This window comes from Megasphaera sp. UBA4233 (assembly GCF_002395615.1).
Taxonomy (GTDB): Bacteria; Bacillota; Negativicutes; order Veillonellales; family Megasphaeraceae; genus Megasphaera; species Megasphaera hexanoica.
Window position 1 is genome coordinate 88,443 of sequence record NZ_DGXL01000019.1, and the last position, 23,078, is coordinate 111,520.

Genomic DNA, 23,078 nt, shown 5'->3' on the forward strand with positions numbered 1-23,078 from the left:
GTGCAGTCTCCTTTTTCTGTACATATGTTCGCCAATATGCTATACTGGGATAACGGAAAATTGCTATTCTTTTGTTCTGATTCGAGGTCTGCTATGGATATACAATCGCATTTAAATAAAGATTATGATACGTCTCATCCGTTCCGGGTCGTTGCGCCATATGAACCGATGGGAGACCAGCCGGAAGCCATTGCATCACTGGCTGAAGGGGTAAAGTCTGGTCAGTGGGCGCAGGTCCTGCTGGGGGCTACGGGGACAGGCAAGACGTTTACCATGGCCAAAGTCATTGAAGCCGTGCAGAAACCGACGCTGGTCATTGCCCACAACAAGACGCTGGCTGCCCAGCTTTGCAGTGAATTCAAGGCGTTTTTCCCCGATAATGAAGTAGCATACTTTGTCAGTTACTACGATTACTATCAGCCGGAAGCGTATATTGCTTCGACCGATACGTATATTGAAAAAGATGCGTCTATAAATGATGAAATCGATAAACTGCGCCATTCGGCGACGATGAGCCTCTTTGAACGGCGTGATGTCATTATCGTCGCGTCCGTGTCCTGTATCTATGGCCTGGGTGATCCGGAAGATTACAGCGAACTCGTCGTTTCTCTGCGGCTGGGGCAGGAAAAGCCACAGGAAGAAATCCTGCACAAGCTGGTCGATATCCAGTATACACGCAATGATGTGAGTTTGGAACGGGGGACATTCCGCGTCCACGGTGACACCATCGAAGTATTTCCAGCGGCTTTTGATAATTCTGTCATCCGCATTGAAATGTTCGGTGATGAAATCGACAGGCTGACCGAAGTGGACGTACTGACCGGGGAAGTGATTGCCGAACGGAAACACGTGGCGATTTATCCGGCCAGTCATTATGTTACGACGAAAGATAAGATGGAACGGGCTCTGGGAACTATCCGGAACGAACTGGATGAACGGCTCAAAGAGCTGAAAGATGGCGGTCATTTCCTGGAAGCCCAGCGACTGGAACAGCGGACCCGTTACGACATGGAAATGATGGAAGAAATGGGGTATTGTTCAGGGATTGAAAACTATTCCCGTCACCTGGCAGGACGAAAAGCCGGACAGGCCCCGTATACGCTGCTTGACTATTTCCCTGACGATTTCCTCATCATGGTCGATGAATCCCACGTGACGCTGCCACAGCTGCGGGCCATGTATGCCGGTGATCGTTCGCGCAAGCAGTCGCTCATCGAATATGGCTTCCGTCTGCCGTCGGCTCTGGATAACCGGCCCTTGACCTTTGATGAATTTACAGAACGGATCAACCAGATTATTTTTGTCAGCGCTACACCGGGAGACTATGAAATGGAAGTGCAGACTAATCTGGCCCAGCAGATTATCCGGCCGACGGGACTGCTCGATCCGGAAGTGGAAGTCCGCCCCATTGCCGGCCAGATGGACGACCTCCTGGGTGAAATCCGCAAGCGCCGTGAGCGTCACGAACGGGTGCTGGTCACGACGCTGACGAAAAAGATGGCAGAAGACCTGACGGATTACTTGAAAGAAATGGGAGTGCTCGTGCGCTATCTCCATTCCGATATTGCTACCATCGAACGGGCCGATATCATCCGGGACCTGCGGGCCGGCGTGTTCGATGTCCTGGTCGGCATCAACCTGCTGCGTGAAGGACTCGATATGCCGGAAGTGTCGCTGGTGGCTATTCTCGATGCCGATAAAGAAGGGTTCCTGCGGTCCGATACGGCTCTCATCCAGACTATGGGCCGGGCAGCCCGTAATGTTCATGGCAAGGTCATCATGTATGCCGATACGATTACCGATTCCATGGCCCGTGCCATAGATGAAACGAAACGGCGCCGCAAAGTGCAGGATGCCTATAATAAGGCACACCATATTATCCCTAAATCGGTCAAAAAAGATGTCGTCAATCTGATTGAACTGACGAAAGTAGCTGAGGACCAGAAAGACTATGGCCGTAGTGCGGATAAACCGCTGACCCGGGAAGCACTGCATAAGGTCATTCAGACGGTAACATTGCAGATGAAGCAGGCCGCCAAAAATCTGGAATTCGAAAAGGCGGCGGAATTGCGGGACCGGCTGGGGCAATTACGGCAGAAACTGGCGGACATGAGCCAGGACGACACGCTGCCCAAAGAAATGCAGGGCAGTGACATGCCGAAGCGGCGGTACCGGCGCAAAATCAAGCGGCCCGATGCGAAGAAGCGATAGGCACAGGCAGCAGTTCGCAGGCCGTAACGGCCTGTTTTTCATCAAACCTCAAACATCAAACCTCAAACATCAAACATCAGACGTCAAACTTCAAACGGGAGGCACGAAGTGCAAGATAAGTATATTGTCATCAAAGGTGCCAGACAGCACAATCTGAAGAATATAGATGTAAAAATACCCAGGGATAAACTAGTCGTATTTACCGGCCTGTCCGGGTCGGGGAAGTCATCCCTGGCTTTCGATACGATTTATGCCGAAGGACAGCGGAGATATGTCGAATCGCTGTCAGCGTATGCCCGCCAGTTCCTGGGACAGATGGATAAGCCCGATGTCGATTACATTGAAGGGCTGTCGCCGGCTATTTCTATCGATCAGAAGACGACGAGCCGGAATCCCCGGTCTACTGTAGGGACGGTCACAGAAATCTACGATTACCTGCGATTGCTGTATGCCCGTGCCGGGGAAGCGTTCTGCCCGAAGTGCGGCAAGCCCATCCGCCAGCAGACAATCCAGCAGATGGCCGATTCCCTCATGGCTCTGGGTGACGGAGAAAAAGTCATGATCATGGCACCCGTCGTCGATGGGCGAAAGGGGACTCATCAGAAAGTATTGTCCCGTCTGGTCAAAGACGGATATGTCCGGGTGCGCGTCGATGGAGAAGTCTATCTTTTGTCGGACGATATTCCTCTGGAAAAGAATAAGAAGCATACTATCGAAGTCATTGTCGATCGCCTGGTCATCAAGGACAGTATCCTGACTCGGCTAACTGACTCTCTGGAAACGGCAGCGAAATTAGGCGAAGGCATCGTCCATGTCTTCCGCATGAGCACGAAAGAAACTGTGACGTACAGCCAGCATTTTGCCTGCCCCGATTGTCATGTGAGCCTGCCGGAAATCGAGCCTCACCTGTTTTCGTTCAACAGTCCCTTTGGTGCCTGTCCGGCCTGCTCAGGCATCGGCAGTACCATGGAAGTTGATCCCCATCTGTGTCTGCCTCATGGTGATGTATCCTTTGCCGACGGCTGTATTGCTGCCCTCAGCAGTAATCCCGATTCATGGTTCATGCGTCAGCTGGGAGGCCTTTTGAAACCGTATGGATTTACGATACAGAATTGCTATAATGACCTGCCGGAAGAACTGCAGCAGAAATTGCTCTACGGTTCGGATGATGAATGTGTCTTTGAATATGAAAATCTGCGCGGTGAAGTTAAGACATTCTCGACGCCCTTTGAAGGGGTTATACCGATGGTGCGCCGCCGTTACCGCGAAGCTTCATCAGATATGATGCGCGACCAGTTTGGCCAGTTTATGTCGGTCAAGCCGTGTACGGCCTGTCATGGGGCCCGGTTGCGGCCGGAAGCGCTGGCTATTAAAATTGGCGGACTGGACATCCATGAGCTGACAGATTTATCCGTGACGGATATGATTCACTTTTTTGATACGTTGGAACTCAGCCATCGGCAGCAGCTGATTGCCAAACAGATTCTCAAAGAAATCAGGGCCCGCCTCGATTTCCTGCGGACCGTAGGGCTGGAATATCTCACATTGTCCCGGACTGCAGGTACTTTGTCAGGCGGGGAAGCCCAGCGCATCCGCCTGGCTACGCAGATAGGTTCTGGTCTGGTCGGCGTCCTGTATATTCTCGATGAACCGTCTATCGGCCTTCATCAGCGGGACAACGACAAACTGCTCGGTGCCCTGAAGCATCTCCGCGACCTGGGAAATACCCTGATTGTCGTAGAACACGACGAAGATACCATGCGGGCGGCCGATTATATTCTCGATATCGGGCCGGCAGCCGGAGAACACGGGGGACGGATTGTTGCCCAGGGGACGGCGGAAGATATCATGGCATGCCCGGAATCCCTGACTGGACAGTATCTGAAAGGAACGAAATTCATCCCTGTTCCGGCACAGCGCCGTCCGGGAAATGGAACGCAGATTGAAATCGTCGGTGCGGCAGAACATAATTTAAAAAATATCGATGTAGCCTTTCCTCTGGGAACACTTACGGTAGTGACCGGTGTATCTGGTTCAGGAAAATCGACACTGGTCAATGAAATCCTTTATAAAGGGATGGCAGAAGCCGTGTATGGTACGCCCCACCGGCCGGGAAAATTTAAAGAATTGCGCGGCACAGAATACATCGATAAAATCATCAATATCGACCAGTCGCCTATCGGACGGACTCCCCGATCCAACCCGGCTACCTATACGGGGGTCTTTGATTTCATCCGCCAGCTGTTCAGCCAGACGCCGGAAGCCAAGGTCCGTGGCTATAAAGCCGGCCGGTTTAGTTTCAACATCAAAGGCGGCCGCTGTGAAGCCTGCCGGGGCGACGGCATCATCCGCATCGAAATGAATTTCCTGCCCGATGTCTACGTGCCCTGTGAAGTATGCCATGGTACGCGGTACAACAGGGAAACGCTGGAAGTAAAGTATAAAGGCAAGACGATTTCCGATGTCCTGAACATGACCGTAGATGAAGCCTGCGATTTCTTTGCCCAGATTCCGCGCATCCTCAATAAACTGAAAACGCTCCAGCAGGTCGGTCTCGGGTATATCCGACTGGGACAGCCTGCGACGACCTTATCCGGCGGGGAAGCCCAGCGGGTAAAATTGGCGACAGAGCTTTCCAAGAGAAGTACCGGGCGCACGTTGTATATCCTCGACGAACCGACGACTGGGCTGCATACGGCGGATATCCACAAGCTGATGGATGTCCTGCAGCTCCTCGTCGATGGAGGAGATACAGTCATCGTCATAGAACACAATCTCGATGTCATCAAGGCGGCTGATTATCTCATCGATCTGGGACCTGAAGGCGGCGACGGAGGCGGCACGGTCGTTGCGACGGGGACGCCGGAAGATATCTGCGCTGTCCCGCAGTCGTATACGGGGCAATTCCTGAAACCCGTACTGGAACGGACGCGGAAACTCATGGAAGAACGAGGTGACCAATAGTGGCATTTTCACAGGCCGTGCTCGAAAAAGTGAATAATCTGACGACCCAGCCCGGCGTGTATTTATGGAAAGATGCCAAAGGTCATATTATTTATGTGGGCAAGGCAGTCAATCTGCGCAACCGCGTCAAAAGTTACGTCCGCAACGATGCCAACCGGGCCGTCAAAGTGGCGGCTATGATCAGTCATGCTGTCGATCTGGAAACCATCGTCGTAGCCAATGAAATGGAAGCGCTGATTCTGGAAAATACGCTCATCAAGAAGCATCATCCCCGGTATAATATCATGCTTCGCGATGACAAGACCTATCCTTATATCAAGGTGACGCTGCAGGACGACTATCCGCGGGTCTGCATGACCCGGCGGGTCCTGCGCGATGGTGCCCGGTATTTCGGCCCCTTTGCCGATGCCGGGGCAGTGCACCGCGTCCTGAAACTGATGCAGCGTGCCTTCCACATCCGGACCTGCCGCAATCTCAAAGCAGACCGGCCGTGCCTGCAGTATCATATGGGACATTGCGATGCGCCCTGTGTGCACTATATTACAAAAGCTGATTATCAGGAATTGGTCCGGCAGGCCGTGGATCTGCTGGAAGGAAGGAATACGCCGCTCATACGGGATTTACAGCAAAAAATGGAAGCAGCATCGGATGAGCTGGAATTTGAAAAAGCAGCTGTGTACCGGGACCAGATAGAAGCCATCCGGGTCATTCAGTCCCAGCAGAACATCGTTACCCAGGGCGGCGATATGGATGTATTGGGACTGGCCAGCGATGCCGGACAGTCCTGCGTCCAGATTTATACCATCCGCAGCGGCCGGCTTATAGGACGGGAGACATTCAGTCTGGATCACAGCGATGATGAGTCAGTCGCCGATATGACGGAAGCCGTCATTGACCAGTATTATACGGCCCAGTCGTTTATCCCGCGGGATATTGTCGTAGCCGCTGTGGCAGAACAGGAAGATTGTGAACGGCGGCTGAGCCAGCTGAAGGGCCAGCAGGTCAACCTAATCATTCCCCAGCGGGGCAGTAAAAAGAAACTCCTTGCCATGGCGGAAGAAAACGCCCGCGTCCTGCTCGAACAGAGACGGCTCCAGTGGCAGCATGATACGGATAAGACGAGCGGTGCCGTCCAGGCTTTGGCCCGGGTGCTGGACCTGCCGTCCCTGCCGGAACGGATGGAGTGTTTTGATATTTCCCATACCCAGGGCATCGAAACGGTTGCCTCTATGGTAGTTTTTGAAAATGGTCAGCCGGCACGCAGTGAGTATCGGAGGTTTAAATTAAAAACGGTACAGGGAAAGCCCGATGATTTTAAATCTATGGCGGAAATCATGGAACGGCGGTATAATGAAAAAGACTGGCCCGTTCCTGATTTAATAGTCATCGATGGCGGCAAGGGACAACTTCATGCCGCTCTGCCAATCATACGGCAGGCTGGGTGTGAGGCGCCGGTCATCAGTCTGGCCAAGCGCATAGAAGAAGTCTTTGTCGAAGGGCGCAGCGATTCAATTATCCTCAGCCATCATACGCCGGAGCTGCAGCTGCTGCAGGCTATCCGCGATGAGGCGCATCGTTTTGCTATTACCTACCACCGGCATCTGCGGGGAAAGCGCAGTCTCGTTTCTATTCTGGACCATATCGAAGGCATCGGTCCGGCACGGCGCAAGGCGCTGTGGCAGCACTTTAAAACGATCGATGACATGAAACAGGCAGAAATTGATGAATTGGCGGCTGTACCGGGAATGACTCGTCAGACAGCTGAAAATGTATATTATTTTTTCCGCCTGGGAACAGATGAAAAACGGAAACAAACTCAATTGAAGTAATATTACGAAGTATCAGAGGAGGGATTTTCGATGAAACAAAAAATATTAGCTATGCTCAGCGTTGCTCTGTTGACAGCATCAGTCGCGCTGGCGGCGCCGCCTGCCGATGTTCAGATGGTACAGATGCCGCGGTCAGAAGATGGAGACAGTTATCTGGAAATGTCCTATCCCGACGTCACGGTCATGGGAAATGCAGCAGCGACGGCACAAATCCGTCAGTATTATGCAGATGAACAGAAAGAAACGCAGGATTTTTTCAATAAGCAGAAAGATAAAGCTGGCAATCATAGTTTTGTCACGGAAACGAAATCTTATGAAGTAACGCATAATGATGGTACCTATTTATCCATCGTCGAATCGGGACAAATCTATTTTGGCCGGGATGCTCACCCGACCCATTGGAAAAAAGGGACAACGTTTGATTTGACGACGGGGAAAAAAGTAACCTGGCAGGAAATTATCAAGCCGGGCGATGAAAAGTATTTTACGATCAAAAAAATCAATCAGGCGTTGTTCTCCAGCAAGTATCAGCTTTCTTCTTATTTTACCGGCCTGACACAGCTTCCGGAAAACTATTATCTCGATAAAGCGGGGAATATCCATTTCCTGTTCGGGCTCTATGAAGTAGCTCCCTATTCTACGGGCATCGTCGATTTGAATATGATGAAACGGGCAAAGTAAATTCGCATGTACCTTTGGCCTTATGGTAGTGTGTCCATTAGGAACACTACCATATATACATTTTTCAGTTGCAAATTTTATAGGACCATGATATGATGTGATGAGTGAAACATAATTATTTACTAAGATTTAGTATGATTTTGGAGGTAGAATCATGGACAAATACGAATGCACTATTTGTGGTTATATTTATGATGAAGCAGAAGGCGACGCTGACAACGGCGTAGCAGCAGGCACAAAATTTGCTGACCTGGCTGATGACTGGGTTTGTCCTACCTGCGGCGCTGGTAAAGACGCTTTTGTAAAAATGGACTAAGTCTGTCTCTATAGGCGGATTCGACGGGATTGTCTTCGGGCAGTCCCGTTTTTGTTTTATGATAGATGCATTTTTCTATAGCGTAACAGGATGCATTGCAGTACAATATAAATAAAGTGTCATACATGTATATAACTTAAGGAGGTATGTCAAATGGATTTGAAAGAAGTACGTGACATTGCGCGTCAGAAAATGAAAGGCTGTCATGTCTGTCCCGAATGTAATGGGAAAGCCTGCGTCGGCATGATTCCCGGTTTTGGCGGCCTGCGCACGGCCCGTTCATTTATGCGCAATATGGAAGCATTGCAGGAATACGGCCTGGTCATGCGCAGCATGTCCGGACAGGATGAACCGGATACGAGCTGTCAGATATTGGGACGCAAACTGAGTATGCCTGTACTTATTGCACCTGTCGGTGGGATTGTTCTGAATGCCAAGGTAGACGGTGATCCGGCTACAGTAGAACAGGAATATGATGAAGCCGTGACACAGGGCGCCATGGACGCAGGTACGCTGTGCTTTACTGGAGACAGTGGAGCTCCTTATATGTATGCTTCGGGTATTGCTTCCTGTAAGAAACGCCCGGGCGTAGTCATCCCGACGATCAAACCCCGCAGCAATGACAAAATCATAGAAAAAGCCCATGAAGCGGAAGCTGCCGGCGCCTTCGCCGTTGCCAGCGATATTGATGCGGCGACATTGATCAATATGCGCATCTTTGGCCAGCCAGTAGGACCTAAGAGCGCTGGTGATATTACAGAAATCGTGAAATCCATCCAGCTGCCGTTCATCGTAAAAGGCATCATGTCGCCGGAAGAAGCCGTTGCCTGTGCCGATGCCGGAGCAAAAGGCATTGTCGTCAGCAATCACGGCGGCCGTGTCCTCGACGGCATGGCAGGTACGGCGGATGTGCTGCCGGGCATAGCTGATGCCGTTAAAGGCCGGCTGACGATTTTCGTCGATGGCGGTGTCCGTCACGGCGAAGACGTACTGAAGATGCTGGCTCTCGGTGCTGATGCGGTCCTTTTGGGACGTCCGGCTGCCGTAGCCGCTATCGGTGGCGGGGCGGAAGGTGTCAAACTGCTTCTGGATACACTGAAGCGGGAACTCATGGATGCCATGATGATTACCGGTGTCCGCGACTTGTCCCACGTCCCGTCAAATGTTGTTAGAAAATTATAACGATTGGCAGCCAGTCACCAGCCACTAATCCTACATTGACAGCCCGCTTGTCTTGCCCGTATAATAGTACTATTGCAATTATTGCAGTTGTACTCGATAGGAGGTATTTCATGCACAGCATTTCCTATTTCTGGCACTTATCGCGCCTTATATACGGACCACGGAATTTCCAGGAAAACAAGCGGGCTGTCGTTTTTTTTGCCCGTGCCATATCTAACCGGACCTTGTTTGAAGAATTGTACGATTTCTTCAATCACTATGAACCCATGAAAGGATTCTTTGACCAGCATGATCCTGATTTCCAGGAAGTCATGACCCGCGTCTTCTTATTCAAGAATTCGACCATGCGCCAGCGCCTCGATGCCTTGAAGCACCATTTCACTATCTTGCGGACGTTCTTTTCCGATGACGTCATTCACGAACTGTACTGGGGAAATGGCTATACCCTGTGGACCTCGCCGGATGAATCGCTGCCCTTGGAAGCACGGCTCATCTTTGATACGGGCCAGCGCAAGGAAGGCTTCCTGTCACTCTATCTCTATCACGAAGGCCAGATGATTTACCATTTTAATTTCCGCTTTGACTACAATGCTGATGGCACACCGTCCATGTATATCGGTACTATCCAGGGATCAAAACACGGCCTGGAAACGACGAAAGTCCTGACTAAAAAGCTTTTTGGATACCGTCCGAAGAATTTTATTCTTTACTTGATGCGCATTTTCGTCCAGACACTGGGCATTCACGATATGTACGTCATAACCGACGAAGGCTTCTATACTAACAGCCACATGCTGCGCGGCAACCGCTCGAAGAAGACCAATTTCAATGACTTCTGGGTTGGTGAAGGTGCCGTACCTGATAGTAAGGAACAGTGGTATTTCCGCCTGCCTATCGAAGAAAAACGGCGCAAATACGGCGAAATCAAGTCCCAGAAGCGCAATCTTTTCCGCAAGCGCTATCTCCTTATGGACACCATCGTTCCTCCCTATATCGCTGCCATCAAGTCTCTCTTCAGGCAGGGATTTGATCCCATACCGTCGGCCATCGACGAAGCGGCTATCACCGATAAACCGGCTGACTACGATCCCATCGAAGCACCGGTGAAATAGCCTGTAGTACAAAGTTTATAGTTTGCAGCAAAAAAGAACCCTTCAGACGCATGCAACAGATGCTCTCTTTTATAGTGCATCTGCTGCATGACGGTGAGGGTTCTTTTTTTGGTGCGACCGGCAGCCATCAGCTAGCGACCTGCGATTCCTACGGATCTCCGATGACGATGCGCCGGCCTCCCTGGGATTCGTAAAGACGATGAGAAATAGAGAGGACGGTCCGGTTCTGGGCAACTGCCTGCAGAGCCTGAAGAACTTGGGATTCTGTGAGGGAATCGAGGTTGGCTGTGATTTCGTCGAACAAGAGGATTTGCGGGTCCATGACGATGGCCCGGGCGATGGACAGGAGCTGGCCCTGGCCACGGGAAAAGAACTCTGGTTTGTAAGGCGTAGCCAATCCCTGGGGCAGGGCGTGGCATGTATCCCAAAGGCCGACGAGATGCAGTGCCTTTTCTATTGCTTCCGGTGTAACTCTCGGGTCTTTCAGGCTGATTTGATCGGCAACGGTGCCATGGATAGCGTGGAACTGCTGTTCGACATAGCCGAAGACCTGACGGCGGAGGGGAGCAGCCATGCGGGACGGATCGCAGCCGAAGACGCGGACCTGGCCCTGCCGGGGCCGGTAGAGGCCGAGGATGAGCTTAAAGAGGGTGCTTTTGCCGGCTCCCGTGCGGCCGGTGATAGTAACCATTTCCCCGGCTTCTACGATAAGAGTGAAGTGATGGAAAATGTCGGCTTCCTTGCCGTAGCCAAAGGCGGCATCGCCGATGACAAGCGGTGTTGCAGCCGGGTCGGGTTCCATCGTGCCGTTCTTTTCCTGGACGGGTTCGGCGAAGAAATCTTTCAGGCGGCCGATGCCGGCGACGGCAGACTGGATATTCTGGATTTCCATGCCGATGCTTTCCAAGGGCGAGAAGATACGGCGTACATAGGCGATGAGAGCGACAACACTGCCGACGGTCATGCCGAATAGTTCCTGCAGGGACGGACTGCTGACAGACAGAGACATCATCAGGCAGATGATGACTGTGCAACTGGTGATGATGATGGGCGAATAGATGGAATCGCAGAAATTGCTTCGTTCCATGGCCTCGAAACTATCGCGGATCGTACGGCCATAGCGCTGGCGCATATAGCGTTCCTGCTGGCAGGTATGGATCGTGCGGATATTGTGAACCGTTTCTGGTATGAGTTCATTTGTCCGGCTGACAGCGATGCGGTTGTCCCGCTGGGCCTGGAGCATGCGTTTTTGGAAGTAGCGGGTCAGGAGAAAGAGCAGGGGAAGGCAGATACAGATCAGTGCGCCCAGCCCCGGGCTCAGATGGAATACGACGGCGAGGATACTGAAAATCGTGAATACGTCGGCAATCATACTGACCACGCCGGAATCAAAGAGGTTTTCCAGCGTATCGACGTCATTGACGAAAAGTGATGTGACGGCACCGGCTTCGTGGTTGACAAAGTATGATGCCGGAAGGTCGTCAAGACGCCGGCACATGGCCGAGCGCAGATCATGTGTGATTTTCTGGCCGAATATGGTAATCAGCGTTTCTTTGAAGGCATCGACGAGACCACTTCCGGCATTGAGAGTGAAATAGAGTACACCGGCTGCCATCAGGGGGTAGGTGCTGAAAGCGCCGCTGACAAGGCTGTCAATGATATACTGCAGGATGAGCGGCGGTGTAATGCTCACGGCGATGGACGCGATGATAGCCAGGATGAGGATCAGCAGGAGCAGGCTGTTCTTCCGTAAGGTCTGTAAAAAGACATTACCCATGGGAACCACCTCCCTGGGCATGCTGCAGGTCATAGAGTTTCCGATAGGCATGGCACGATACATACAATTCTTCGTGGGTGGCGGCGATGCTGCTCCCGTCACCATTCAGCCAGATGATTTGGTCGAGCATTGGGAAAAGAGTCAGGCGATGCGAGATGAGAAGGATGATGCGGTCTTTGCAGTCTCGGCGCAGGTGGCTGTAAATAGCTCGTTCTGTCGCCATATCGACGGCGGCGAAGGGGTCGTCGAGAATCAGTAGCGGCCGTGGATGAAATAGCGTCCGGGCCAGGGCGATGCGGGCCTGCTGGCCACCGGACAGGCGCTGTCCCCCCTCGCCGATGAGGGTCCGGATTCCGTCAGGAAAGGACGCGCAATCCTGATCCATACAGACTGCGTTCAGAACGGGGATGATGTCGCCGCCTTTGCCAAGACGGATATTTTCTTCAATCGTGCCGGCAAAGAGCTCTGCGTCGTGGCCGCAATAACCGGCGATGCCCTTGGGAGATGTATGGCCATTGCCCAGCTCCTGCGTTCCAAAAAGAATCTGGCCGCCATGCGGATTTTCGCAGAGAAAAGCCAGTCCCAGTGTCGATTTGCCAGAGGCCACGGGACCGGTGATTCCGATAATGTCTCCGGGACGGGCTGAAAAGGAAAGTTCCTGAAAAATGGGCACGTCACTGCCGGGGTAGGTAAAGGAAAGATGTCGGACGGTGAGATAAGCCGGTGCCGCCGGCGGCACTGTCCGGGGAAGTGTACTGGCGGCCCGCAGGTGGGGCTGGATGCGCAGCCAGGAAACCTGGGCCTTCTGGATAGCGTTGAACAGTTTGGCCGCATGGGACGATTTTGTCGCCAGTCTGATGAAGCAGGCCAGATACGTCGAGAAGGCGGCAATATCCCACGTTTCCCAGCCCGTTCCCAGGACATTGTGGCCACCGGACCAGATGACCAGTATCGTGCCAATCATAGCGATGACTTTGTAAATCGGCTGGAGTGCGTTTTCCCAGAGATTGGCCAGAATCATTTTCTTTTCATAATCAGTCAGATAATCTTCATAGCGCTGGTCCTGCACGGCTTCTTCGCCGTAGACGCGGTATGTCATGGCATTGCTGATGCGGTCCAGTGTCATTCCTGACAAAGCGCCGCTGCTCTCTTTACTCCTGGCTGCCGTCATAGCGACCGTGCGGCGCAGACTATTGGCCAGGGCGTAAGCGATGGGCGGGAAGACCAGGACGCATAGGGTCAGGCGCCAGTCATACCAGGCAATCATGACCACATAGGTCACCATGACAATGCCCGTATCAAAGATTTCTGTCGTGAATTTGCGCATTCCTTCGACACACGTATCGATATCAGAAATGACCTTAGTCATTAATGCTCCCGTATCGGCCCGTTCCATATCCCTCTTTGGTGTCTGGACCAGGTGCTGGTAGAGTATATCTTTCATGGACAGACTGATATTGTTGGCAAATTTCCGGACGTACAGGCGCTTGACATAGCGCGAACTCTGGACGCCGAGAATGACAAGGGCGTAGGACAGACAGAGAACGTACATATCTGCTGCCGTCCTGCTGCCGGCAAAAATATCATAGAGGCATTGTGCCAGCTGCCCGTCGAACCAGGGAGCGGCAATCATGCCGACATTATACAAAATGCCACTGAGCGTGACGATGAGCAGTAATTTTTTTTCATGATAAAAATAATAGCGGACTGAACCCGGTCCTAAGCGTTTCAAAGCGAACACCTCACAGTTTCTGCTTCCTGTATCTTTTCACTATACACTAATACAGGCAGTCGTACAACTGGAATCGCAGTTCGCAGTCCGCAGGAAGTGTTGTTAGTTTTTTGTCGAAAGGACGATGTCAGGGTCTTTTGCCATTAATTCACCTCTTGCAAAAAGTCAAAAAGACGAATATAATAAGAATGTAATAAAGTCAAAAGGTGAAAAATAACCATTTGATGTATATTGTATTTTCATAAGCAGGTGATACGATGAGTGTGTTAGCTGATAAAATCGAACAATTTATATTACATAAGCTCCTCGAAGAGGATGAAGAGAATATCGTTCTCCGCCGCAATGAACTGGCGGATGAACTGGATTGTGCCCCTTCACAGATTAGTTATGTCCTAAGTACACGCTTTTCTAATGACAAGGGCTATCTAGTAGAATCACGACGGGGCTCAGGCGGTTTCGTGCGCATTATCCGCCTGACTCCGAAAAAACAGGACCGGACACCGGCACCGCTGAAAGAAACGCTGCCTGCTGTCAATATTACGATGGAAGATCTCGACGTGCTATTATATCGTCTGATTAAAAGCAAGTCGCTGACGAACAGGGAGGCCATTTTGCTGCATCATACATTTGAAGCGTTGTTTGATGAAGTCGATGAACCGCAGCGGATGGCAGTTATAGGGCGGATTCTCCGGTCCCTGAATCTGCACTAGTGTAAGAAAGGAGGCGCACGCCATGCTTTGCGATCAATGCAAAAAAAGAGAAGCCGTCGTCCATATCGCGAAGATTGAAAACGGCCGCCGCACGGAGCTGCACCTGTGTGCAGAATGTGCGCGTAAACAGGGAAGTTTACCTGATTATTCTAATTTCAATATTATCGATAATGATTTCTTCCGTAAAATGGCTTACCCCGATTATTCCGGCCAGGCCGAAGAAGAACCGCGCTGCAATAGTTGTGGTATGACGTATAGTGAATTTAACCGTCTTGGTAAATTTGGCTGTCCCGATTGTTATGAAGCATTCCGGGAAGAAATCACGCCTCTGGTCCGGCGGATACACGGTCACACTAAACATGTGGGCAAGGTGCCGAACCGGGGAACCGGTGTGTTCCGTACAGCCAATCAGATTAAACGCCTGCGCCAGCGTCTGAAAAAACTCGTTCAGGATGAACGGTATGAAGAAGCTGCCCGCGTACGCGATGAAATCCGCATGCTGGAACGGCAGCTGCCACCGCGGCAGAATGGGAAGGAGGAATAACGGATGCTGCAGGATATATTGAAAACGCCGTTGATTCCCTGGCAGGATGGATCAGGAGATTTGACGGATGTCGTGCTGGACAGCCGTATCCGTCTTTCCCGGAACTTAAAAAAATACGTATTTCCTGATAAGGCGACTGATGCAGAACTGGCTGCCGTCCTGGCGGAAGGGGAACGGTACATGCCAAGTCTGAATACGCTGGGAGGAGGGACTTATGAAAGTATCCATCTTTACGATCTGACTTCGTGGGAACGGGAAGTGCTGGCAGAACGCCATCTGGTTTCGGCAAGCCATATTCAGAAACCGCAGAACAGGGGATTGCTGTTACGGCAGGACGGTGCCGTTTCCATTATGATCAATGAAGACGATCATTTCTGTATTCAGACCGGTGCGGCAGGGCTCCAGCTCGATAAGGCATGGGAAGATGCGACACAGGTAGACGATGCGCTGGAGGCAAAACTGAATTTTGCCTTCCGGGATGATTTCGGTTATCTGACTGCCAGTCCCTCCCTTACCGGGACCGGCCTTATTGCCGGCGTCATCCTCCATCTGCCCGGACTGGTGCTGATGAAGCGCCTTAACCGTATTGTCCAGGGGATTACTAAATTGGGCTTTACCATGTGTGGCATGTATACGGAACGGAACGAATATATTGGCAATGTGTTCCAAGTGACGAATCAAATTACGCTGGGCGTATCAGAAGAAGATATTATAGGGCAATTGAAGAAGCTTGCCACACAGATTGTCCAGGAAGAACGGAACTGCCGGAACCTGCTCTGGACGCATAATCAGAATGCCATGAAAGACCGGTTTTTCCGGAACTATGGCGTATTATCCCATGCCTGGATGCTCGATTTTTATGAAACCATCGATTTTCTAAGCGATTTCCGCATGGGGATAGATTTTGGTATCATTCAGGAACGGCCACAGGCGTATCATGCCCTGCTGACGGCAGCGGGGCCGGCATATCTGCAATGGCAGGCCGGTAAGGAACTGAATGATGAAGAGCAGGACTTGCAGCGGGCTAAGGTAATCCGTCAGCTTCTGCAGGATTATGCCATTTAAAATGTGTACGATGGCTGAATGGCAGTACGGAAAGTCTGCCCGGACCAGCGTATAAGGATGTGAAAGAATATGTATAACAGATTTACAAATAATGCAAAACGGGTGCTGCAGTATGCCCAGCAGACAGCGCAGCGCTTGGGTCATGACTATGTAGGAACCGAACACATTTTGCTCGGTCTCGTTCTCAATAAAGAAGGGGTGGCAGGTCAGGTACTGGCTCAATTGGGGCTTACGCCGGAAAACATACTGCGGGCCATCGAAAAATTGACGGCATCCCGCGACATGATCCAGGATGAACCGGGGCTGACCCCGCGCACAAAGCGGACAATGGAACTGGCTGTCAGTGAAGCCAACCGGCTGGGACAAAACTATGTTGGTACAGAACATATTCTGGCCGGACTGATTCTGGAAGGGAGCGGCCGTGCCAGCCAGATCCTGGAATCTATGGATGTCGATCCGGAACAAATTTTGCACCGTTTGGCAGAAGTAACAGGTACAGATGCCGAAGACGTGCCGGAAGAAGGCGGAGCTGCTGGCAGCATGGATCTCAATGCCTATGGCCGTGATCTGAATGAACTGGCACGGAAAGGTAAAATTGATCCCGTCATCGGCAGGGAAAAGGAAATCGACCGGGTCATCCAGATCCTTAGCCGCAGGACGAAAAACAACCCCGTCCTCATCGGAGCTCCCGGAGTAGGGAAAACAGCCATTGCCGAAGGTCTGGCCCAGCGCATTGTAAGCGGTGTCGTACCGGATATTTTAGCCGACAAACATATATTTTCCCTGGACCTTACGAGTCTGGTGGCTGGTACAAAATATCGTGGGGAATTTGAAGAACGAATTAAAAAGGTGATCGAGGCCATACAGAATGATTCCCATATGATCCTCTTTATCGATGAACTGCATCAGCTCATCGGTGCAGGAGCTGTAGAAGGCTCCATGGATGCCGCTAATATCCTTAAACCGGCCCTGGCACGGGGCGAACTGCAGTGCATCGGCGCGACGACGCTGGATGAATATAAGAAACATATAGAAAAGGATACGGCTCTGGCCCGCCGGTTCCAGCCAGTACTGGTTGGTGAACCGACGGAAGATGATGCAATACAGATTCTGTTCGGTTTGCGTGACCGTTATGAAGCATTCCATAAAGCGCGCATTACCGATGAAGCCGTGCGCAGTGCCGTTACCCTTTCCGCGCGGTATATCAGTGACCGCTACCTGCCGGATAAGGCCATCGATGTCATGGATGAAGCGGCATCACGGGTGCGTATGAAAGTATATTCTCCGTCTGATGAAGTCAAGAGCCTGGAACAGAAACTGGCCGATATCCGCAAGGAAAAAGAGGCGGCTCTGGCCAGTGAGGACTTTGAACGCTGTGCGTCCCTGCGTGATGAAGGAAAGGAGTTATCACGGCAGCTGGAAACGATGCAAAAAGAACGGAAACAGCACGATGATGCCCGGCTGGTCGTGACAGAAGATGATATTGCCGATGTCGTGTCCCAGTGGACGGGAATCCCCGTACGGCAGTTGACGGAAACGGAATCGCACCGTCTGCTCCATCTGGAAGAAGAATTACATAAGAGGGTCATCAGTCAGGATGAGGCCGTGACGGCTGTTTCCAAGGCAATACGCCGGGCACGGGCGGGCCTGAAGGATGCAAACCGCCCAATTGGTTCGTTCCTGTTCCTCGGCCCCAGTGGCGTCGGCAAGACCGAACTGGCCCGGACACTGGCCCGGCAGCTCTTTGGCAGTGAAGAATCAATGATTCGCATCGACATGAGCGAATACATGGAAAAATACAGCGTATCCCGCCTGGTAGGGGCACCTCCCGGTTATGTGGGGTATGAAGAAGGCGGCCAGCTGACCGATGCCGTACGGGAAAAACCGTACAGTGTCGTATTATTTGATGAAGTAGAAAAGGCTTCGTCTGATTTCTTCAATCTGCTCCTGCAGGTCCTCGATGACGGACGCCTGACTGATTCCAAGGGACGTACGGTTGATTTCCGCAATACGGTCATCATCATGACCAGTAATCTGGGAGCCTCTCATTTGAAACCCGATGCCCCGGTCATGGGATTTTCGACGGGCAGTCAGGAAGAAAACCGGGAACAGGCTTTCAAAACGGCGAAAAAAGAAATCATGGATGACGTCCGGCGGTTCTTCCGTCCGGAATTTTTGAACCGGATTGATGAAATCATCGTATTTAAGCCGCTGCAGCGGGATGATTTGCGCCGCATCGTCTCTCTTATGCTGAAAGATCTGACGAAACGGCTCGACGAAAAAGGCATTGCTATGGATTGGACAGAAAATGCCGACGATGTATTGGTCCGGGAAGGAACCGATTTCGCTTATGGCGCCCGTCCACTGAAACGGGCTATCCAGAAACTGGTGGAAGATCCTATTTCGGAAATGATGCTCGGTGGCAGCCTGAAAAAGGGGAACCATCTCCATGTAGACAGCCCGGATAAGAAAGAGTTACTATTTACGACAGAATGATGAGAGAAGCCAGCGGTTCCGGGACGGGGACTTCTTTCAGAAGAGGAGCGGATTCATGGCTAAAGTAAAGACGCGCTATGTATGCGCTAATTGCGGCAGCGTTTCCAGCCGCTGGCTCGGACGCTGCCCCCAGTGCGGGGAATGGAACACAATGACAGAAGAAACATTGCAGCCGGAGGCTCCCCGTAAAGCTGGCAGCATGCAGCGGACGGGGACGGAAACCCGTCCGGCTGCCCTGACGGACATTACCATGGAAGACATGTCCCGTCTGGAAACGGGAATTGGCGAACTGGACCGCGTGCTGGGAGGCGGATTGGTGCCCGGTGCCCTGATTCTGCTCAGTGGGGATCCGGGTATCGGCAAATCGACGCTGGTGCTGCAGATGGCGGCAGCGGTCTGTAAAAAACAAGGTGCCGTCCTGTACGGTTCCGGTGAAGAATCACAGGGACAGATTAAGCTGCGGGCCGAAAGACTGGGAATTGTGGCTCCGGACCTGTTCATACAGGCGGACACATCACTGGATGCTGTATTACATGAGGCTGAACGGCGGAAACCACGGCTGCTCATCGTCGATTCCATCCAGACGATGTACTGCCAGGATGCAGACGGTACACCGGGGAGCATGGGGCAGATACGGGAAGGTACGGCACGGCTCATGACTTTTGCCAAGACGACCAACATACCCGTTGTGGTCATCGGCCATGTGACCAAAGAAGGGGCCATTGCCGGCCCGCGCATGATGGAACATATGGTGGATGTCGTGTTGTATTTTGAAGGTGACCGGCAGTATCAGTTCCGCATCCTCAGGGGGATAAAGAACCGTTTTGGCTCGACGAATGAATCCGGCATGTTTACCATGACCGAAGAGGGCCTTTCGGAACTGGCCAATCCGTCCCAGCTGCTCCTGGCTGAACGATCGGCTCATCAGGCCGGTTCGGTTATCGCGGCCGTTATGGACGGCCAGCGGCCTATGCTGGGAGAAATACAGGCGCTGACATCGCATTCCGTATTTGCCGTACCACGGCGGACTGCTTCCGGAATGGATTACAACCGTCTGATTATTTTGCTGGCCGTCCTGGAAAAACGAATCGGCCTGAATCTGGGAACACAGGATGTCTATATCAATGTCGTAGGCGGGTTGCGGCTCACCGGGACAGCTGCCGATCTTCCGGTTATTCTGGCCGTCGTTTCCAGCTTTAAGGATATTTCTATGGATGAGCATACGGTAGTCATGGGCGAAGTGGGACTGACTGGAGATATACGGCGTGTCCCTCAGGCTGACCGCCGGTTGAAGGAAGCGGCCAAAATGGGATTTACCCGGTTCATCGTTCCCCGGGGGAATATGTCAGAGCTGAAACGGGATGACTTTCCCGATTGCCGGATCATTCCTGTGGTGTCTATCAGAGATGCCATAACGGCTGCTTTTTCTTCCTGATTTTTTGACAATTTAAATAAAATTTATTTTTTTCACCGGCTGGTATGGTATACTGGTAGTAGAATATAAAATTTAAAAAGAAAGTACAAGGGAGGTTGGACAATTATGCAGAAACGAGTGAAAAGACTGGCCGTATTATGTACGGCAGTGGCCCTTTTATGTGGCGGAAGTGCTCTGGCATATTATCATAACAGTACTGCTGGTCCGGCAGGAAGATCGACTGTATATGACTGCAACAGCCCCGTTACCTATTATCAGGGACGCCGTGTTATGGCAGATGGTCATATGGAACCGGTTATCCAGCACCGTGGCTACGTAGTCAATGAAAATGGTGCCGTCGAAATGACAGGCCCCTGCTACGGGGACGGTAATGGGTACGGACATCACGGCAATGGCTATGGACATCACGGTAACGGTGGTTACTATGGCGGGTGCCATCGCTGAATAGAGAAAGACGAGCAGTTTTGCTGTATAGAAAGGCAGAGCTGCTCGTGTTTTTTCCCTGACGTGTTCTTTTTTGTGGAGTCTTATCAAAAAATATGGTATGATAAGAAATTGTAAAAAGATGCTTTTTACAGGTATAATGAATGAAAATGTTGATTAATATGAGAAGGGGGTGACATACTATGGCTGATGTACATACGACAGAAAATAAAGAAAAAAGAAAACCGGAACGCAAGAAACTCAATGGCCGTAAAATTGCTGATAATATCATGAAAGGTGCGGTTATGCTGATCATGGCCGTCATCTTTGTCATGTTGGCAGACCAGCTGGTGACGACGCCTTTTTTCAGTGCAGAAATCGAGGGTCGTTTTTCCCGGATTGGTATTTTTGGTACGACACTGATGACTATGATTACCTATATCGTGGGAGCCCTTCTGGGTGTCGTTCTGGGATATATCTTGTCACCGCTCGTGCTGCGGCTGATATGGAAGGTTATTCAGCGCATGGAAACGGGCCTGAGTGACTTTTCTACGCAGGATCTGCTTATTGGAACGCTGGGATTGCTTTTTGGACTCATTATTGCTAATTTAATAGGACTGGCGTTTTCCAAATTGCCGATTATCGGAGCGTATGGGCCAATTGTATTCAGCATTATTTTCGGGTATGCCGGCATGAGTATAGCTGTACGCAAGAAGACAGAAATCGTCAGCTGGGCCGGTATTTTCCGCTTGCCCAAAAATAGGGAAAAAGAACGGAAAAAAGAAGAATTTTCAGGGAAACTCCTGGATACAAGTTCTATCATCGACGGGAGGATTGCGGAAATATGCAGTACCGGTTTCCTCGAAGGGCCTCTTCTGGTGCCTGTTTTCGTCCTGGAGGAACTGCAGCTTATTGCCGATTCCTCTGATGTCCTGAAGAGAAACAAAGGGCGCCGCGGGTTGGATATACTGAAGCAGATGCAGGAAGACAACTATGTAGAAGTCCGTATCATCAATGATGATTTTGATGATGTGCAGGGCGTTGATTCCAAACTGGTCCGGCTGGGCCGGAAAATCAACGCCAAAGTCGTGACTAATGACTATAATCTGAATAAGGTAGCGGCGCTGCAGGGTGTCGTTGTCCTGAATATCAATGATCTGGCCAATGCACTGAAGCCGGCCCGGATTCCGGGAGAGCATATGGAAGTACTGGTCGTCAAGGCCGGTAAAGAAAATAATCAGGGTGTAGGGTACCTCGACGATGGTACTATGATTGTCGTCGAAAATGGCCAGAAATATATTGGTTCTACCGTCCCCGTCGTAGTTACTTCTGTTTTGCAGACTTCGGCAGGGCGTATGATATTTGTAAAAGTCGAACACGAGTAGGTGAAAGGTTTGAAAGTATCTGTCATCATAGTAGCGGCCGGTTCAGGCCGGCGTTTTGGCTATGAGCGCAATAAGCTGTTTTTTCCTTTGTGCGGAAAACCTGTACTGACTCATACGCTGCAGCACGTTTTTGCTGCAGCCTGTGTCAGTGAAGTCGTCATTGTAGTAGCGGAACGGGACCGGAGGGATATAGAAGATATGGTTGCCGGCCTGCATCCGTCTGTACCGGTCCGTTTTGCTCTGGGAGGAGCGGAACGGGAAGATTCTGTTTATAATGGCCTCGTGGCAGCAGATGAGTCAGCCGACATCATTATGGTCCACGATGGGTCACGCCCCATGGCCGGTCCGGAGTGGTTTGATAATGCCGTGCCGGTTATGGAAAAAGCAAATGTAGCTGTATATGCTATTCCTGTCAAAGATACGGTCAAGGAACGGGAAGAAGCTGGAGCCTGGGGGCTGCAGCGTGTCCGCACACTGGACCGGAGCCGCCTGATTGCTGTACAAACGCCTCAGATCTTCCGGCGCCAGACACTGCTGGAAGCCCACCGGTACGCCAAAGAGCATCACCTGACGGGGACAGACGATGCCTCACTGGCAGAGGCAATGGGGGAAAAGGTTGTTATTCTCCAGGGGGATGAACGGAATCATAAAGTGACTACGATGGACGATGTGCCGGTCCTTGAATTTTATATGACCGGACCGTCAGAGCACCGTGTCGGCAGCGGCTATGATGTCCATCCGCTCGTATCAGGAAGGAAACTGATTCTGGGCGGCGTGGAGATTCCCTATGAAAAAGGACTGGATGGCCATTCTGATGCGGATGTACTCGTCCATGCCGTCATGGATGCGCTCCTGGGAGCGGCAGGGCTGAAAGACATCGGTACGTATTTTCCCGATACGGATGCGGCATTTAAGAATATTTCCAGCCTTATTTTACTGCGTAAAGTACGGCAGATACTGATAGAGAACAGCTGCCGCGTCATTAACGTCGATGTGACGCTCCTGGCCCAGCAGCCGAAAATCAAGCCATATGTGGCTCAGATGACAGCCAATCTGGCAGATGCCCTGCAGATTGATCCGTCTGCCGTCTGTGTCAAAGCGACTACGACAGAACACCTGGGTTTTGTAGGCCGGCAGGAAGGCATGGCCGCCCAGGCCGCTGCCATGGTTATTAAATACAGAAATTAATAGTAATAGATAGTAGGAGGAGTTTGTT

The 23,078-nt window shown here is 51.4% G+C and carries 17 protein-coding genes; 15 read left to right on the forward strand and 2 right to left on the reverse strand.

Features of this window, described 5'->3' with window-relative positions; translation table 11 throughout:
• Positions 1-93: 93 nt before the first annotated feature.
• From uvrB to B2U90_RS05410, 7 genes are all read left to right on the forward strand, one after another.
• Positions 94-2,211, forward strand: a complete 2,118-nt coding sequence (gene uvrB / locus B2U90_RS05380; RefSeq protein ID WP_292017296.1) for an excinuclease ABC subunit UvrB — start codon at positions 94-96, stop codon at positions 2,209-2,211.
• A 108-nt stretch (positions 2,212-2,319) separates the two neighbouring features.
• Positions 2,320-5,175: an excinuclease ABC subunit UvrA gene (gene uvrA, locus B2U90_RS05385; RefSeq protein ID WP_292017297.1), complete on the forward strand. Its 2,856-nt coding sequence runs from the start codon at positions 2,320-2,322 to the stop codon at positions 5,173-5,175.
• Entirely contained in the window at positions 5,175-7,004 is a 1,830-nt protein-coding gene (uvrC, locus tag B2U90_RS05390; protein WP_292017298.1) for an excinuclease ABC subunit UvrC, read from the forward strand. The genes uvrA and uvrC overlap by 1 nt, the downstream gene beginning before the upstream one ends.
• Before the next feature lie 30 nt (positions 7,005-7,034).
• Entirely contained in the window at positions 7,035-7,685 is a 651-nt protein-coding gene (locus B2U90_RS05395; protein ID WP_059075386.1) for an RsiV family protein, read from the forward strand.
• Positions 7,686-7,839: 154 nt separating this feature from the next.
• Positions 7,840-8,001, forward strand: coding sequence for a rubredoxin (locus tag B2U90_RS05400; protein ID WP_059075385.1), 162 nt, complete (start codon positions 7,840-7,842; stop codon positions 7,999-8,001).
• Between the two features lie 153 nt (positions 8,002-8,154).
• Positions 8,155-9,183 carry an alpha-hydroxy-acid oxidizing protein gene (locus B2U90_RS05405; protein WP_075581309.1) on the forward strand — a complete coding sequence of 343 codons (1,029 nt, stop codon included), beginning with the start codon at positions 8,155-8,157 and terminating at the stop codon, positions 9,181-9,183.
• A gap of 110 nt (positions 9,184-9,293) precedes the next feature.
• Positions 9,294-10,295, forward strand: coding sequence for a VirK/YbjX family protein (locus B2U90_RS05410; protein ID WP_059075383.1), 1,002 nt, complete (start codon positions 9,294-9,296; stop codon positions 10,293-10,295).
• A gap of 148 nt (positions 10,296-10,443) precedes the next feature.
• Here the strand turns inward: B2U90_RS05410 and B2U90_RS05415 are convergent, their stop codons facing one another.
• Both B2U90_RS05415 and B2U90_RS05420 read right to left on the reverse strand, forming a co-directional pair.
• Positions 10,444-12,072, reverse strand: a complete 1,629-nt coding sequence (locus B2U90_RS05415) for an ABC transporter ATP-binding protein (RefSeq protein WP_292017299.1) — start codon at positions 12,070-12,072, stop codon at positions 10,444-10,446.
• Positions 12,065-13,804 (reverse strand): ABC transporter ATP-binding protein, encoded by a 1,740-nt coding sequence (locus B2U90_RS05420; RefSeq protein WP_292017300.1) that lies wholly within the window; start codon positions 13,802-13,804, stop codon positions 12,065-12,067. Before B2U90_RS05420 ends, B2U90_RS05415 begins: the two co-directional genes overlap by 8 nt.
• A gap of 257 nt (positions 13,805-14,061) precedes the next feature.
• Between B2U90_RS05420 and B2U90_RS05425 the strand changes: the two genes are divergently transcribed.
• The 8 genes from B2U90_RS05425 (at position 14,062) to ispD (ending at position 23,050) form a co-directional block, all read left to right on the forward strand.
• Positions 14,062-14,514: a CtsR family transcriptional regulator gene (locus B2U90_RS05425; RefSeq protein ID WP_075581305.1), complete on the forward strand. Its 453-nt coding sequence runs from the start codon at positions 14,062-14,064 to the stop codon at positions 14,512-14,514.
• Positions 14,515-14,536: 22 nt separating this feature from the next.
• A complete protein-coding gene (locus B2U90_RS05430; protein ID WP_059075380.1) occupies positions 14,537-15,058 on the forward strand; it encodes a UvrB/UvrC motif-containing protein in 522 nt (173 codons plus the stop codon).
• Between the two features lie 3 nt (positions 15,059-15,061).
• The gene (locus tag B2U90_RS05435) at positions 15,062-16,123 is read left to right on the forward strand and encodes a protein arginine kinase (protein ID WP_059075379.1); all 1,062 of its coding nucleotides are present in this window, start codon (positions 15,062-15,064) and stop codon (positions 16,121-16,123) included.
• A gap of 69 nt (positions 16,124-16,192) precedes the next feature.
• On the forward strand, positions 16,193-18,619 hold the full coding sequence (locus B2U90_RS05440) for an ATP-dependent Clp protease ATP-binding subunit (protein ID WP_059075378.1): 2,427 nt from the start codon (positions 16,193-16,195) through the stop codon (positions 18,617-18,619).
• 55 nt (positions 18,620-18,674) lie between these two features.
• Positions 18,675-20,054: a DNA repair protein RadA gene (gene radA / locus B2U90_RS05445; protein WP_292017301.1), complete on the forward strand. Its 1,380-nt coding sequence runs from the start codon at positions 18,675-18,677 to the stop codon at positions 20,052-20,054.
• Between the two features lie 105 nt (positions 20,055-20,159).
• Positions 20,160-20,498, forward strand: coding sequence for a hypothetical protein (locus tag B2U90_RS05450; RefSeq protein ID WP_059075376.1), 339 nt, complete (start codon positions 20,160-20,162; stop codon positions 20,496-20,498).
• Positions 20,499-20,680: 182 nt separating this feature from the next.
• A complete protein-coding gene (locus tag B2U90_RS05455; protein WP_059075375.1) occupies positions 20,681-21,862 on the forward strand; it encodes a PIN/TRAM domain-containing protein in 1,182 nt (393 codons plus the stop codon).
• Positions 21,863-23,050 carry a 2-C-methyl-D-erythritol 4-phosphate cytidylyltransferase gene (ispD, locus tag B2U90_RS05460; protein ID WP_234995351.1) on the forward strand — a complete coding sequence of 396 codons (1,188 nt, stop codon included), beginning with the start codon at positions 21,863-21,865 and terminating at the stop codon, positions 23,048-23,050.
• Positions 23,051-23,078 lie beyond the last annotated feature (28 nt).

What these genes read in the sequence shown, in the direction of transcription:
- uvrB (WP_292017296.1), top strand. Translation starts at nt 94, where the DNA reads ATGGATATACAATCGCATTTAAATAAAGATTATGATACGTCTCATCCG.
- B2U90_RS05395 (WP_059075386.1), top strand. Translation starts at nt 7,035, where the DNA reads ATGAAACAAAAAATATTAGCTATGCTCAGCGTTGCTCTGTTGACAGCA.
- B2U90_RS05400 (WP_059075385.1), top strand. Translation starts at nt 7,840, where the DNA reads ATGGACAAATACGAATGCACTATTTGTGGTTATATTTATGATGAAGCA.
- B2U90_RS05405 (WP_075581309.1), top strand. Translation starts at nt 8,155, where the DNA reads ATGGATTTGAAAGAAGTACGTGACATTGCGCGTCAGAAAATGAAAGGC.
- B2U90_RS05410 (WP_059075383.1), top strand. Translation starts at nt 9,294, where the DNA reads ATGCACAGCATTTCCTATTTCTGGCACTTATCGCGCCTTATATACGGA.
- B2U90_RS05415 (WP_292017299.1), bottom strand. Translation starts at nt 12,072, where the DNA reads ATGGGTAATGTCTTTTTACAGACCTTACGGAAGAACAGCCTGCTCCTG.
- B2U90_RS05425 (WP_075581305.1), top strand. Translation starts at nt 14,062, where the DNA reads ATGAGTGTGTTAGCTGATAAAATCGAACAATTTATATTACATAAGCTC.
- B2U90_RS05430 (WP_059075380.1), top strand. Translation starts at nt 14,537, where the DNA reads ATGCTTTGCGATCAATGCAAAAAAAGAGAAGCCGTCGTCCATATCGCG.
- B2U90_RS05435 (WP_059075379.1), top strand. Translation starts at nt 15,062, where the DNA reads ATGCTGCAGGATATATTGAAAACGCCGTTGATTCCCTGGCAGGATGGA.
- B2U90_RS05440 (WP_059075378.1), top strand. Translation starts at nt 16,193, where the DNA reads ATGTATAACAGATTTACAAATAATGCAAAACGGGTGCTGCAGTATGCC.
- radA (WP_292017301.1), top strand. Translation starts at nt 18,675, where the DNA reads ATGGCTAAAGTAAAGACGCGCTATGTATGCGCTAATTGCGGCAGCGTT.
- B2U90_RS05450 (WP_059075376.1), top strand. Translation starts at nt 20,160, where the DNA reads ATGCAGAAACGAGTGAAAAGACTGGCCGTATTATGTACGGCAGTGGCC.
- B2U90_RS05455 (WP_059075375.1), top strand. Translation starts at nt 20,681, where the DNA reads ATGGCTGATGTACATACGACAGAAAATAAAGAAAAAAGAAAACCGGAA.